This window comes from Pseudoduganella plicata (assembly GCF_004421005.1).
Lineage (GTDB): Bacteria > Pseudomonadota > Gammaproteobacteria > Burkholderiales > Burkholderiaceae_D > Rugamonas > Rugamonas plicata.
In genome coordinates, this window is the sequence record NZ_CP038026.1 from 399,997 (window position 1) to 414,365 (window position 14,369).

Sequence of the window (14,369 nt, forward strand, 5' to 3'; positions counted from 1 at the left end):
CCGGTCCGCCTTTTTTATTGTGCCCGCCATGACCGATCGTAAAACCCTGCAGACCGCCCTGATCCACCACGACTACGAAGCGCCGGGAGGTTTTGGCGCGTTCCCGCCCGCGATCCACCATGCTTCGACCGTCCTGTTCGAGAACGTGGCGGCGCTGCGCTCGGGCGACTGGAAGGACAAGAGCGGTTATACCTACGGCCTGCACGGCACGCCGACAACGTTCACGCTGGAAGCGCGGCTGGCCGCCATCGAAGGCGGCACGCACTGCCTGCTGGCGCCTTCCGGTCTGGCCGCCATCTCGATGGTCGATTTCGCGCTGCTGAAGACGGGCGACGACGTGCTCTTGCCGGACAACGTCTATCACCCCAGCCGCGTGCTGGGCAACTGGCTGCAGGAGTCGATGGGCGTCTCGGCGCGCTATTACGATCCGCTGGTCGGCGCCGGCATCGCGGAACTGATCGCGCCCAATACACGGCTGATCTGGACAGAGGCGCCCGGTTCCGTGTCGATGGAAGTGCCCGACCTGCCGGCCATCTGCGCCGCCGCGCACGCGCGCGGTGTCGTCGTTGCACTGGACAACACCTGGTCCGCCGGGATTGCGTTGCGCGCGTTCGACCTTGGTGTCGATATCGTCGTGCAGGCGCTGACCAAGTACCAGTCGGGCGGTGCGGACGTGCTGATGGGCGCCGCCATCACGCGCGACGACGTGCTGCACGCGAAGCTGTCCGGCTCCCATATGCGCCTGGGTCTGGGCGTGGGCGCCGACGACGCCTATCTCGTCATGCGCGGGCTGCCGACGCTGAAGCTGCGCTTCGACGCGCACGATGCTGCCGCGCGCAGGGTGGCCGCCTGGCTCAAGGCCCGGCCCGAAATCGTCCGTGTGCTCCATCCGGCGTTCGAGGACTGTCCCGGCCACACCACCTGGAAGCGTGACTTCACGGGTGCCGGCGGCCTGTTTTCCGTGCTGTTCGACGCCCGCTACAGCGAGGCCCGGACCGACCGCTTCGTCGACAGCCTGAAGCTGTTCCGTATCGGCTACAGCTGGGGCGGCCCGAACAGCCTGGCCGTGCCGTACCGGATGGCGGGCATCCGGCGCGACTGGATGGACGCCGGCACGCTGGTGCGCTTCAATATCGGCCTGGAGGACCCCGCCGACCTGATCGCCGATATCGAACGGGCCCTGTCGACACTGACGGATTGAAGGGGCCTATCGTGGCGATTGCGCAATACAATCGCGACCCTGAGGGCGAATTGCTTTTGTTTTATGGCCGCCGGTGCTTTAATGAACGAAGGAGATTGCTGAGTCCACTTTAAAACAAAGGGGGGATGTCATGAAAGCTTCGAGGATGGCCGCAGCCATCGCGCTTGCCGTGTTACCGGGCCTGGTCTGGACACAAGAGGGGGCGCCGAAGCGTCCCGCCGACCCACCCACTCAGCCGACCAGCTACGCCAAGGTCGACATCACGGAACCGTTCAACGTGACGCTGGAGCGCATGCGCGCGGCCCGTCCCGTGATCCAGAAACGGCAGCAGGACCTGCTTGCGCAACGCTACGATCTGTCCAACCGCCCCGCACCCGGGGTCACGATGTTCCGCGGCAAGCCCGTGCAGGAAGGCGTAAGGGTGAAGCTGCCGCGCGGCGTCACCTGGCAGGGGCTGGCCGCGCTGAGTCCCGACGACATCCGTAACCGCGACCTGTTCCCCGCCGGCTTCCTGCCGCTGCCGCACCCGAATCATCCGGAAGGCGGCATGCTGTTCCCCCAGTTCCACATCGACGAGATCATCCGCCAGGAAGCGCGCGACCTGAACCGCTTCGACCTGGCGTTCGACCTGCCGGACCACGTGCTGCCCGAGTTCCCGGCGCCCATTTTCCTGACGACGCATCCGGAACTGGGCGACGTGTCGAAAGGGAAGCTGATCACCATCGACAATTTCTACGACACGTTCAACGGCATCCTCAATCCGAAGCAGATCGAGGGCCTGCGCCTGCTGCTGACGCCTTTCGCGCAGCAGCAGTTCAACCAGACGGAGGACCGGCGTTCGATAAAACCCAGCCGCGGCGTGACCTGCTTCGACTGCCATGCCAACGGACACACGAACGCGTCGACACACCTTGCCGGCGACATCCGCCCGCAAGAGCTGCGCCACCGCATCGACACGCCGTCGCTGCGCGGCGTGAACGTGCAGCGCCTGTTCGGCTCCCAGCGGGCGCTGAAGACGGTGGAGGATTTCACGGAGTTCGAACAGCGCGCCGCCTACTTCGACGGCGACCCGGTCATCGCCACGAAGAAAGGCGTCAATATCCTGGAGCGGGGCAGCCAGGTGCACTTCATGGGCGAGTTCCAGGCGCTGCTCGACTTCCCGCCCGCGCCCAAGCTGAATGTCTATGGCAAGCTCGATGCGAAAAAAGCGACCCCGCAGGAACTGCGCGGCGAGGCGGTCTTCAACGGCCGTGGCCAGTGCGTGTCGTGCCACGCGGCGCCGTACTACACGGATAACCTGATGCACAACCTGAAGACGGAGCGCTTCTACAAGCCGCGTGTGGTTAACGGCATGAAGGCGGTGGGCGATGGCCCCATCAAGACGTTCCCGCTGCGCGGCATCAAGGAGTCGCCGCCGTACCTGCACGACGGCCGCCTGCTGACGTTGGAGGACACGGTGGAGTTCTTTAACCTCGTGCTGGAGACGAAGCTGACGGATGCCGAGAAGTCGGACCTGGTGGCGTTCCTGCGGGTGTTGTGACGAATGCAAAACCGGGGACAGCCACCTATTTGCCGGCAATATTGCCTGGAAATAGGTGGCTGTCCCGATTTCGGTTCTTGCGATTTTCGAAAAAGAGGCGCGGTCAGATCGGTTGGTTGTTGTTCAGGGTGACCCAGCCGCGGATCAGGCGATACGCCTTCCACAGCCACGCGCCGCACCAGATCAGCCATGCCAGCGGGATGCCGATGATCGTGGCGAACAGCACCCAGCCAAGCGCCATCCAGGCGACATACCACCAGAACGAGCGGATCTGCCAGCTGTGATGGCTGTGCACGAAGGTGCCTTCCGTCTCGGGACGCTTGACGTAGTTGAGGATCAGCGGAATGAACGAAAACGCCCCCAGCGTGAAGAGGAAGCTGATGCCGTGGGCGACATACAGCCACCACGCCCAGTTCTTTTGCGAGTCGGTCCGCGCGTCGAAAACGAGTTCCTGTGTCATATGCGCTCCTGTGTTGGCTCTTGTGTCGATTGATGCCCATACTATAGCAATTTTGCCAAGAGCCACACACAACAGGAGCGGACGGTCACCCCCCGCTCGACGCGAACTCGGCCGCCGCCTTCGCGGCCCACAGCGCTTCCTGCTGCGACGGGTACGGTTCCTCGTAGCCGTCCATCGCACCGTCCTCGCCGACGAACCAGACGGACCAGCCGTCCGCGTCGGGCCGAATGGCGATATCGTCCGGCTCGCACAGCGCGGCGATCTCTTCGCCCGGTTCCAGCGTGACGATGCGGGTGCGGCGGTGCAGGATGGTGGTGGACATGGCGGGCTCCTTGACTGGAAAGGCTATTTGACCGGAGGATACTGGCGCAGATAGGCCAGCAGGTTGGCGATCTTGCGCTCGTCGCCGATGCCCCACAGGCGCATCTTGGTGCCTGGCACGGTGTCACCGGGATCGCGCAGGAAGCGCGCCAGCGTCTGCTCGTTCCAGACAATACCGGATTTGCGCATCGCCGGCGAATAGGCGTAGTCGGCGAGCGTGCCGGCACGCCGGCCGATGACCCCGTTCAGCTGCGGCCCGAACACGCTGTGCGCGGACGGTCCCACCTGGTGGCACGACGCGCACATGCGGAACGCAGCGGCGCCGGCGGCGGGGTCGCCAACCGGGGACGCGGCGTGGCTCGACAACGTAGTGGCGAGCAGCATGGCGACAACAGGGCCTTGGCGAGACGATCGGTTCATGGCCGCATTATAGGCGCGTGTACGACGCACCGGAGCACGCGCTGCTATAGTCGGGTTTTCAACTTGCCGTTACATCATGAATACCAATCGACTCGGTGCCAGCGTCCGCAGCCTGGCCGCCTGGCTGCTCGTCACTTTCGTCGCCGCCGCGCTGGGTGCATGGGCATCGCGGGATGCGCCGGAGTTTTATCGGGAGCTCGTCAAGCCCGACTGGGCGCCGCCGGCGGGCGTGTTCGGCCCGGTCTGGACAGTGCTGTACCTGCTGATGGGCATTGCGGCATGGCTCGTGTGGAAGGTGCGTGGCTTCGCCACCGCGCCGCGCACGTTGACGTTGTATCTCGTGCAGCTGGCCGCCAACGCGTTATGGAGCTGGCTGTTCTTCGGCTGGCACCTGGGTGCCGCCGCGTTTGTCGAGGTGCTGATCCTGTGGCTGCTGGTGGGGGCAACCGTCGTCACGTTCTGGCGCGCGCGTCGCATCGGCGGCGTGCTCCTGCTGCCTTACTTTGCGTGGGTGACATTCGCCGGCGCGCTGACGTTCGCAGTCTGGCAGCGCAATCCGGGCTTGCTGGGTGGGTGAGGATCTAATGTCGGGGACAGGCACCGTTCTGCAGCGCGGTGATCCGCAGATCGATGCCTGTCCCCCGAAATTGCGCGCTTATGCCAGCAGGTTGAGGATGCCATCCAGCCCCGCGAAGTTCAGCGCGACAGTCGCCTGTTCCCGTACGACCGGCTTGGCGCGGAACGCCACCGACATGCCGGCGATCGCCATCATCTTGAGGTCGTTGGCGCCGTCGCCCATGACGATCGCTTCCCGGGGCGTGATGCCCAGTCCCGCGCAGACGTGTTCCACGGCGGCGCGCTTGGCATCGGCGTCGACAATCCCGCCCAGTACCTTGCCCGTCAGCTTGCCGTCCACGATCTCCAGCTGGTTCGCCTGCGTGTAGTCCAGGCCCAAACGCGTCTTCAGACGGTCGGTGAAGTAGGTAAATCCGCCCGACACCAGCAGCGTCTTCAGGCCGGCCGCCTGCACGGCCTGCAGCATCCGCTCGGCGCCGGGCGACAGGCGCAGGCGCTCGTCATAGACCCGTTCCAGGGCCGACGCGTCAAGCCCCTCCAGCAGCGCCACGCGGCGGCGCAGGCTTTCGGCAAAGTCCAGTTCTCCGCGCATCGCCGCTTCCGTGATGGCGGCCACCTGCGGTTTCAGGCCCTGCATGTCCGCGATCTCGTCGATGCATTCGATCGTGATCAGGGTGGAGTCCATGTCCATCGCCACCAGGCGGAATTCGTCCAGGCTGTGGCGGCCCATCATGTAGGTGGCGTCCAGCTGGGCCGCGTGGGCCGCCACTTCGATCGTCTGGCGCAGGGCAGGGGAGAAGGCAATGCCCTCGCAGCGCACGGCGCTGCTGCCGATGCGGGTAACGGTCCGCGGCGCCGTCAGCGCGGCAATGCGCTCAGCGCGGTCCAGGCAGTCGCCCGCGCCCTGCAGCACGAGGTTCATCGTGAATTGTTGTGCTTCGGTCATCGGAAATGAATCAGTTATGCGTCAATTGAGCAGTTGTTTGATGGCGGTCTTGATCTGCGCCACGCGGGCCGGCAGGTCCGGCATGGCGGCAGTGATCTTCAGTTTGTCCTGCCCATTGAGTTTGATATGGCGGTTCTTCTGGATCAGGGTGATGATGCGCATCGGGTCGATGGGCGGTTTCGGCATGAACTGCAGGTTGGCTGCTTCGCCATGCGCGTCGATTTTAACAATTCCCACGGTCTTCGCGGCAATGCGCAGCCGGTGCGTCTCGATCAGCGCCTTGGCGGGATCGGGCAGCTTGCCGAAACGGTCGATCAGCTCTTCCTGCAGGCCGTCAATGGCTTCCTGCGATGTGCAGTTGGCCAGGCGCTTGTAGATCGACAGGCGTTCGTGCACGTCGCCGCAGAAGTCGGCCGGCAGCAATGCCGGCACGTGCAGGTTGATTTCCGTCGTGGTGGACAGCGGCGCGGCCAGGTCGGGCTCCTTGCCGGCCTTGAGTGCCCGCACGGCCTCGTTGAGCATGTCGGTGTACAGCTGGAAGCCCACTTCCAGCATTTCGCCGGACTGGCTTTCGCCCAGCACTTCTCCCGCGCCACGGATTTCCAGGTCGTGCATGGCCAGGTAGAAGCCGCTGCCCAGTTCCTCCATCTGCTGGATCGCGTCCAGGCGGCGCTGCGCCTGCTTCGACAGGCTTTGCACGTCGTTGACCAGCAGGTAGGCATATGCCTGGTGGTGCGACCGTCCCACGCGCCCGCGCAGCTGGTGCAGCTGCGCCAGGCCGAACTTGTCGGCGCGGTGCATGATGATCGTGTTTGCCGTCGGCACGTCGATACCCGTCTCGATGATCGTCGTGCACAAGAGGATGTTGTAGCGCTGCGCCACGAAGTCGCGCATGACTTTTTCCAGGTCGCGCTCGTGCATCTGCCCGTGCGCCACGGCGATGCGCGCTTCCGGCAGCAATTCCGTCAGCTGTGCCAGGCGGTTCTGGATCGTCTCCACCTCGTTGTGCAGGAAGTAGACCTGGCCGCCCCGTTTCAGCTCGCGCAGCACGGCCTCGCGGATGATCGACTCGCCCTCGCTGCGCACGAACGTCTTGATGGCCAGGCGCTTCTGCGGCGCCGTGGCGATGACGGAGAAGTCGCGCAGTCCTTCCAGCGCCATGCCGAGCGTGCGGGGAATCGGCGTGGCCGTCAGCGTCAGCACGTCCACCTCGGCGCGCAGGGATTTGAGCGCCTCCTTCTGGCGCACGCCGAAGCGGTGCTCCTCGTCGATGATGACGAGCCCCAGGCGCGTGAACTTGACGTCCTCCGACAGCAGTTTGTGGGTGCCGATGACGATGTCGAGCGTGCCGTCCGCCATGCCCTTGATGGCGTTGGCGATCTCCTTGCCCGTGCGAAAGCGCGACATTTCCGCGATCTTCACGGGCCAGTCGGCGAAACGGTCGGCAAACGTCTGCGCGTGCTGCTCGGCCAGCAGCGTCGTCGGGGCCAGGATGGCCACCTGCTTGCCGCCCATGACGGCGATGAACGCGGCGCGCAGCGCCACTTCGGTCTTGCCGAAGCCGACGTCGCCGCAGACGAGGCGGTCCATCGGCTTGCCCGAAGTCATGTCGCGGATGACGTTCAGGATGGCCGCGGCCTGGTCGGGCGTCTCGTCGAAGCCGAAGCTCTCGGCGAAGCGCTCGTAGTCGTGCGACGAGTATTCGAACGCGTGGCCCTGGCGCGCGGCACGGCGCGCGTACAGGTTCAGGAGTTCGGCCGCCGTGTCGCGCACCTGTTCGGCCGCCTTGCGCTTGGCTTTCTCCCACTGGCCGGAGCCCAGCGCGTGCAGCGGCGCATCCTCGGGCGCACCGCCTGAATAGCGCGAGATCACGTGCAGCTGCGAGACGGGCACGTACAGCTTGGTGTCCTTGGCATACTCCAGGTGCAGGAACTCCGTCTCGCCTTCGCCCAGGTCCATGCTGACGAGGCCCATGTAGCGGCCGATGCCGTGGTTGATGTGGACGACGGGGTCGCCGATCTTCAGTTCCGACAGGTCGCGCACCATCGACTCGACCTGCGTGACCGCTTCCTGCTTCTTCTTGCCGACACGCCGGCCCGAGCCGGCGTACAGCTCCGTCTCCGTCAGGAACGCCAGCGGCGTGTCCAGCGACAGCTCGAACCCTTGCTGCAGCGGCGCCACGCCCAGCGCGAACGGCGCGTCCGACGCCAGGAAGCCCTGGTAGCCTTCCACCAGCGCCGGTTGCAGGCCGAATTCGCCGAAATACTGCTGCAAGGTCTCGCGCCGGCCGTTCGAATCGGCGCACATCATGACGCGCCGGCCCGGCTGCATCAGGTAGGCGCGCAGGTTGATCAACGGGTCGTCCAGATGGCGGTTCACGGCCACGTTCGGAATCGGTGCCGAGATTTCCGACGGCAGTCCGTCACCCTCGCGGGTGATCGCCACGCGTGCATGCTGCTTGGCGCACGTGAAGAACGCCTCGTCGCGCAGGAAGATCGATTCGGGCGGCAGCAGCGGGCGTTCGCGGTCGGACTTGAGGAATTTATAGCGCGATTCCGTGTCGGCCCAGAAGCGGCGGATGGCGCCGTCGATGTCGCCGATCAGCGCCAGTGCGGCGCCATCGGGCAGGTAGTCGAACAGCGTGGCCGTCTCGTCGAAGAACAGCGGCAGGTAGTATTCGATGCCGGCCGAGGCGATGCCGCTGCTGATGTCCTTGTAGACGACGGTGCGCGAAGGGTCGCCTTCGAACGTTTCGCGCCAGCGGCTGCGGAACGTCGTGCGCGCGGCTTCGTCCATCGGGAATTCACGGCCGGGGAGCAGCCGCACTTCCTTGACGGGATACAGCGAGCGTTGCGTATCGGCGTCGAACGTGCGGATCGTCTCGATCGTGTCGCCGAACAGGTCGAGGCGGTACGGCAGCGCGGACCCCATCGGGAACAGGTCGATCAGGCCGCCGCGCACGGAATATTCGCCCGGCGACATCACCTGCGTCACGTGGCTGTAGCCGGCCAGCGTCAGTTGCGACTTCAGCGCCGCCTCGTCCAGCGATTCGCCCTGCTTGAAAAAGAACGTGTAGGCCGCCAGGAACGACGGCGGCGCCATGCGCACCAGCGCCGTGGTGGCGGGCACGATCATCACGTCGCACTGGCCGCTGCGGATCTCGTGCAGGGTGGCCAGGCGCTCGGACACCAGGTCCTGGTGCGGCGAAAACGCGTCGTACGGCAGGGTTTCCCAGTCGGGCAGCAGGTGGCAGCGCAAGGTGGCGGCGAACCACGGGATCTCGTCCAGCAGGCGCTGGCCGTCGCTGGCCTGGGCGACGATCACGGCCAGCATCTGGCCGCGGCTCTTCAGTTCCAGTGCCGCCTGGGCCAGGGCCCAGGCATCGGACGAACCATATAACGCCGGCAGCACGAAGCGGTTGCCGGGCTTGGGAAGGGCTTTTTTTAAGTCGAAAGGCATGCAGGCGAAAGCGGCAGACGAGAGAGCGGTAAGTGGGGCAAGCCCCGGAGACAAACCCAGGGCGCAAACCATGGGCAAAATCGGGGTGGATCACCGCGGCGGACACGGTTCCCGGCCAGTTGCCCTCATTATAATCGAAGCGGTTTTTCCGCGTCGTCCGGCGCGGCGGTGGCTGCGCCAGGGCCGGCAACGTCCCGCGGCGCGTTCGCAATACCGAACGGCACGTGCACCATCGCCACGCGCTCCACCGGCGTCGTCAGATGGTCGCGCTGGTCGTCGAAGAAGATGTGCGGCTTGAACACGGCCAGTACGCGCGCCTTGTCCATGCCGCCAAGGAAAAACGTCTCGTCGGCGGAAACGCCCCAGCTTTTCAAGGTCGTCACGACTCTTTCGTGCGACGGCGCGTTGCGGGCGGTGACGATTGCCACGCGCAGCAGCTTGCGGTAGCCCGGCTGCCGCCGCGCGAACCGCGCCTCGATCCGCTGCATCGCGTGCAACTGGCGAAACAACGTGGCAAATGGGCCGGGGCCGTGCGGAACGGCCACGTGCCGGGTTTCATGGGTATGAAACTCGTTGACGTCATTATTGCGCTTGTAGACCGCCTCTGCCTCGTCATTGGCGATCACGCCGTCGTAGTCGAATGCGATGCGTAGTTCGTCGCCCGGTTCCTCCACCGCCCCATGGATGTCGCCGACTTGCGGCCCGGCGGGCAGCACCAGGCCGGCCGGGTGACCCGCAGCCAGCGCCTGGCGCACGTCGTCGTCGTTCGCACTGAGGAACAGGGCGGCATTGAACGCAGGCAGATAAGGATAAGGGGAGCTGCCCGTGACGAAGGCCGCTCGCGAGATGGCCAACTGGTAATGGGCGATCGACTTCATGACGCGCAGCCCCGTTTCCGGTGAATTGCGCGACAACAGCACCACCTCGACGGGCAGGCGGCGCCGGAAGCGCCCGTTGATGCCCAGGAAACCACGGATGAAGGGGAACGCTACGCCGGGTTTGAGCAGTACGTCCAGATGTTCTTCCTGGTAGCGGCGATACCCGTCTTCGCCGCTGTCCAGGAACACCCGGTGCGACTCGCGCAGGTCGAACAGCGCGCTGGAAGCGACGCCGATCACCAGTTTGCGTTCGATCGGGAAGGGCATCCGTCAACCCCTGCCGTGGGCGAGCACGCCCGTCACCGTGAACCGGATTGTCCCATCGGGCCCGCTTTCGGTGGCGATGTGCAGCTCCCGCACGCCCTGGCGCAGCGCCCCTTCCAGCAGCGGCAGGACGGCGCTGCCGACCAGCGCTTGCGACACGTCGGGGCGTGCCGGGCCGGGGCCGGGCCGGATCGTCGTCGCTTCGGCGCCGCCGTCGCTGTCCGCGCCAAAGAACTGCGTCGTCATCCAGCCGAATTCGCGCCGCGTCGTGACGCACCAGATGGGCGTGGCGTCGGGGAAGACGCGGGCGAAGGCGCCGCTGGCGCGGGCCGCGTCGGGATCGACGGCCAGCACGAACAGCCCGTTGCGGCCTTCCTCCAGCGGCATCCAGCCGTGGCGCACGACGAAGTCGCGGTTGAACGCATCCAGCAGCCGCTGCGGCCGGCGTCGCTCGACCTGGAACGTGAAGTAGGGGACGCCGTAGAATTGCGCCAGCGCCCGGCCGACGATGCCGATGCGGATACCCAGTTCGTCCAGCAGCACGTCCTCGATGTCCAGGCCGCGCGCCGCCGCGCTGCGCATTGCCGTCTCCAGCTGCGCGCGCGGCAGGACGGCATCGGGCAGCAGCAGGGCGAAGCGGCTCCGGTCGCGCTCCGGCGCCCCGGCGGCGCGGGCAAAGGCGGTGGCGATGGCATCGCACAGGATGCCGGTCGCCTCCTCGACGACGGCGCTGAACGGGCAGTTGCGCGTATTGTTGATCAGTTGCACGACGCCCAGCAGGCGCTCGCCGTCCAGGATGGGTGCCGCCAGCATCTGGCGCGTGCGGTAGCCGGTGCGGCGGTCGACACCCTGCTGGAAGCGCAGCGCCGGGTCGATGGCGCGCAACCCGGCTTCGTCGTAGACGTCCGCCAGGTTGACCATGCGCCGTGCCAGCGCCGCGTAGCCGGCCACGCTTTCTTTCGAAACAGGCAGCTTGAGCTGCTTGAACGATGCGAGCCCTGTCTTGAGCTTCGATTCCAGGCAGGCGCCGTCGGGCGACAGCGCATAGATCGTGATGCGGTCGGCGCAGAACAGGTTGCACAGCTCGGCCGACATCTCCAGCATGATGTCGTCCGCCTCCGGCGTGGCGCGGATGCGGCCGGTCAGCTCGCCCAGCCGCTGCAGGAAATGCAGCCGCTCCTGCGCCTCGCCGGCCGCCGCGTTCACCGCCGCGCTCCCGGCGGTGCCGTGCCGGCGACGATGGTGGCATCGGCGTCGGCCGCGTCGGCGTCCGTGGCCGCGGCACCGGCCGGCATGATGCGTACCGGTGCCCGCGCCGGCGCGGAAACGGCCGGCGCGGCATCGGCCAGTACCGGCTCCCCGGCCAGCGCCCGCAGCAGGTCCTCCTTGAAGGCAGGGGCGCTGGAATAGCGGTCGGCGGGACGCTTGGCCAGCGCGCGCAGCGTGACGCGATCGAAGGCGGGGCTGACGAACGGATTGACGGTGCTCGGCGGCGCCGGCTGGTCCGTCATGATTTTCTGCTGGATCGTATACAGATTCGGGCCTCGGAACGGCTTCTCGCCCGTCAGGAACTGGTACAGGATGATGCCGACGGCGAAGATGTCGCTGCGCGGCCCCGCCACCTGGCCGGCGATCTGCTCCGGCGACATATAGCTGGGCGTGCCCACGACGGTGCCCGCTTCGCCATGCTGCGCCGCGCTGTCGTGCATGCGCGCCACGCCGAAGTCCGTGAGCTTGACGCGCAGCTGCGCCGACAGCATCACGTTGGCAGGCTTGATGTCGCGGTGGACGATGCCATGCTGGTGGGCGTAGCCGACGGCGTCCAGCAGTTCGCACGTCATGCGCACGGAATCCTCCAGCGTGAATTCGAGCTGGAACGCCTGGGTTTCGTCGAAATAACTGGACAGTTCTTCGCCCTCGATCAGCTCCATGACGAGGTAGGCGACGCCGTTTTCCTCGCCGAAGTCATAGACGGTGACGATGTTCGGGTGGTTCAGGCGCGCCACGGCCTGCGCCTCGTGCGTGAAGCGGGACGAGTATTCGGCGCGCAGCGCGTCGTCGAGGCGGTGCGTCAGGATGACCTTGATGGCGACGCGGCGGTTCAGCTTCGGATCGACACCCTCATAGACGAGTCCCATCGCGCCGCGACCCAGCACGCGCAGCAAACCATAGCGGCCCAGCTGTTTGGTATCGTTCATCGTTGTCAGCGGTGGCAATCGGATCGATGCCCAAGTGTAAAGCAGAAATGCCCGTCGTATCATGAACCGTCCGAAATCTTGAGGGCATATCTATGCAAACCCATGCAGCATGAACACTGGTGGCCCCGCCCGTACCGGTTCGACGCCCTCCTGGCACCCGGCGTGGCGCGGGCGCGCGATTGCGCCGGCGGTATCATCGTCGTCAAGCAGGGCGGCGTGCCTGCGCCGCTGCTGCGCCTGCGTCACCCCCATCTTGCGGCTGTCGTCGCGGCCGACTGCCATCACCATGTACTGGCCTGGGCCGGCGGCGTGCCGATGGCGCGACTGGCGGGCCGCGTTCCCGTGGCCGCCGCGGTGCGCTGGACCGGCCAGCTGCTGGCCGCGCTGGCGTGCCTGCACGATGCGGGCGTCGTGCACCGTGACGTCACCGCGGCCAACGCGATGGTTGTCGGCACCGATGCGGTACTGATCGACTATGGACTGGCCGCGCCGCCGGGATCTTGCGCCGTCGCCGGCACGCCGGCCAGCACTGCGCCGGAGGGGTGGCGCGGCCATGCCGATGCGCGCAGCGACCTGTTCGCCGTCGGCGTGCTGCTGTACCGGCTGCTGACCGGACGTCATCCGTTCCCCGGCCCGCCGTTCGCCGCCCTGCAGCGCATCCTGCACGGGCCGGTGGCGGCACCGTCGACGCAGGCGCCGCAGTGCGGTTCCGCGTTCGATCCGCTGCTGGCGCGGGCGCTTGCGGCGCGGCCATCGGACCGCTTTGCCAGCGCGGCCGCGATGGCCGCCGCGCTGGACGCCGCGCAGGCGGCTTTCAAGCTGCATTGCGCTGCAAACGGGGGGCTGGCGCGCGTTGCAGGCGAGTGTCGCAAAAACGGTAATCGGAACGATAAATATCGTGAGAGGGAGCGCAAATACCGCGTATAGTCTTCCTAAAACCGATAGTAAAAAAACAGCGGATTGCGAGGGGGCGGCGTTCCGGCGCCCGGGTTGGTAACCTTCCTCGCACGCCTGAACGGGAGTCCTGTGGATATCGATGCAATGCTTCTGGACGTGAAGCAGGAGGACCCTTGCGGCCCGAATCTTGAATACGATCCGGAGTTTCTCGCGCTGGAGGCGGCCATCCTCGGCAAGCCCGAGGTCCAGTACGGGGATACCGTCACGCCTGCCGTGCCGCCCGAATGGAAGGTCGTGCGCCGCCTGGCCAACAGCCTGCTGGAGCGCAGCCGCGACCTGCGCCTGGCGATGGCGCTCACGCGCGCCGAGCTGGCGCTGGGCGGCATCCCGGGCCTGGCGGCAGGGCTGGCGCTGATCGAGCGCCTGCTGGCCGAGCGCTGGGACCACGTGCACCCGCAGCTCGATCCCGACGACGACATGGACCCCATGTTGCGGATCAACTCCATCGCCACCCTGACCGATCCGGCTTTCCTGGCCGAAGTGCGCGAAGTGACGCTGCTGGCCTTGCCCGGCCTGGGGCCGTTCAGCCTGCGCGACCTCGATATCGCGCGGGGCGAACTGCCTGCGCCGGAAGGGCTGGCCGCTGTTTCCGTCGCCTCCATCGAGTCGGCATTGCACGACGCCGCGCTTGACGCCGTGCAGGCCGTCACCGCCGCGCTGAACGGGGCGTGTGCCAGCGTATTGCAGATCGAAATGACGCTGGTGCGCCAGGTCGGCAGTTCGCAGGCGCTCAACCTCGATGCACTGACGCGCATGCTGCGGCGCGGCCGCGATTTCTTCAACGAACAGGCCGCGCCTGCGACCGCTGCTGTCGCCGCGGACGCGCCCGCCGACAGCGCCGTCGCGGTTGCCGCGCCGGCCCCGGCCGCCACACCCGCAGCAGCCATGGGCGGCGAAGTCGCCAGCCGCGAGGACGTGCTGCGCATGCTCGACAGGATCGCCGCGTACTACCGGCAGCATGAACCGTCCAGCCCGGTGCCGCTGCTGCTGGAGCGGGCGCGCCGGCTCGTGACCAAGGATTTCTTCGAGATCCTGGAAGACCTGGCGCCGGACGGCATGAACCAGCTGCTGGTGGTCAGCGGCCCGCGCCCGGAGGCGCCACCGAAATAAACGGCTCGCCGCCGCCACGTACTACAGATTTTTTCCGAG

Annotated in this window: 13 protein-coding genes; 5 read left to right on the plus strand and 8 right to left on the minus strand. The window is 66.5% G+C overall.

The features are described from left to right. Positions 1–28 precede the first annotated feature (28 nt). Positions 29–1,201 (plus strand): cystathionine beta-lyase, encoded by a 1,173-nt coding sequence (locus E1742_RS01690; protein ID WP_134383146.1) that lies wholly within the window; start codon positions 29–31, stop codon positions 1,199–1,201. A gap of 130 nt (positions 1,202–1,331) precedes the next feature. Continuing rightward, positions 1,332–2,741, plus strand: a complete 1,410-nt coding sequence (locus E1742_RS01695; RefSeq protein WP_134383148.1) for a cytochrome B6 — start codon at positions 1,332–1,334, stop codon at positions 2,739–2,741. 103 nt (positions 2,742–2,844) lie between these two features. Here E1742_RS01695 and E1742_RS01700 read toward each other — a convergent pair whose 3' ends face one another. The 3 genes from E1742_RS01700 to E1742_RS01710 all read right to left on the minus strand — a co-directional run bounded on the left by E1742_RS01700 (position 2,845) and on the right by E1742_RS01710 (position 3,942). Beyond that, the gene (locus tag E1742_RS01700; protein WP_134383150.1) at positions 2,845–3,201 is read right to left on the minus strand and encodes a DUF4870 family protein; all 357 of its coding nucleotides are present in this window, start codon (positions 3,199–3,201) and stop codon (positions 2,845–2,847) included. An 85-nt stretch (positions 3,202–3,286) separates the two neighbouring features. Continuing rightward, positions 3,287–3,523 carry a hypothetical protein gene (locus tag E1742_RS01705; RefSeq protein ID WP_134383152.1) on the minus strand — a complete coding sequence of 79 codons (237 nt, stop codon included), beginning with the start codon at positions 3,521–3,523 and terminating at the stop codon, positions 3,287–3,289. Positions 3,524–3,546: 23 nt separating this feature from the next. Then, a complete protein-coding gene (locus E1742_RS01710; protein ID WP_134383154.1) occupies positions 3,547–3,942 on the minus strand; it encodes a c-type cytochrome in 396 nt (131 codons plus the stop codon). A 76-nt stretch (positions 3,943–4,018) separates the two neighbouring features. Here E1742_RS01710 and E1742_RS01715 point away from each other — a divergent pair, with 76 nt between their 5' ends. Further along, complete coding sequence (locus tag E1742_RS01715) at positions 4,019–4,519, plus strand: TspO/MBR family protein (protein WP_134383156.1); 501 nt, start codon at positions 4,019–4,021, stop codon at positions 4,517–4,519. Positions 4,520–4,597: 78 nt separating this feature from the next. On the opposite strand, the gene serB is transcribed toward E1742_RS01715, so the two are convergent. The 5 genes from serB to E1742_RS01740 form a co-directional block, all read right to left on the minus strand. Further along, positions 4,598–5,440 (minus strand): phosphoserine phosphatase SerB, encoded by an 843-nt coding sequence (gene serB / locus E1742_RS01720; RefSeq protein ID WP_134387922.1) that lies wholly within the window; start codon positions 5,438–5,440, stop codon positions 4,598–4,600. A gap of 45 nt (positions 5,441–5,485) precedes the next feature. Next, positions 5,486–8,923, minus strand: a complete 3,438-nt coding sequence (mfd, locus tag E1742_RS01725; protein ID WP_134383158.1) for a transcription-repair coupling factor — start codon at positions 8,921–8,923, stop codon at positions 5,486–5,488. A gap of 128 nt (positions 8,924–9,051) precedes the next feature. Then, positions 9,052–10,068, minus strand: coding sequence for a 5'-nucleotidase (locus tag E1742_RS01730; protein ID WP_134383160.1), 1,017 nt, complete (start codon positions 10,066–10,068; stop codon positions 9,052–9,054). Between the two features lie 3 nt (positions 10,069–10,071). After that, positions 10,072–11,271 carry a GAF domain-containing protein gene (locus E1742_RS01735; protein ID WP_134383162.1) on the minus strand — a complete coding sequence of 400 codons (1,200 nt, stop codon included), beginning with the start codon at positions 11,269–11,271 and terminating at the stop codon, positions 10,072–10,074. After that, complete coding sequence (locus E1742_RS01740; protein WP_166793385.1) at positions 11,268–12,263, minus strand: serine/threonine-protein kinase; 996 nt, start codon at positions 12,261–12,263, stop codon at positions 11,268–11,270. The genes E1742_RS01735 and E1742_RS01740 overlap by 4 nt, the downstream gene beginning before the upstream one ends. A gap of 102 nt (positions 12,264–12,365) precedes the next feature. On the opposite strand from E1742_RS01740, the gene E1742_RS01745 reads away from it, so the two are divergent. Then, complete coding sequence (locus E1742_RS01745; protein WP_134383166.1) at positions 12,366–13,190, plus strand: protein kinase domain-containing protein; 825 nt, start codon at positions 12,366–12,368, stop codon at positions 13,188–13,190. A 114-nt stretch (positions 13,191–13,304) separates the two neighbouring features. Next, a complete protein-coding gene (gene tssA / locus E1742_RS01750; protein WP_134383168.1) occupies positions 13,305–14,330 on the plus strand; it encodes a type VI secretion system protein TssA in 1,026 nt (341 codons plus the stop codon). Positions 14,331–14,369 lie beyond the last annotated feature (39 nt).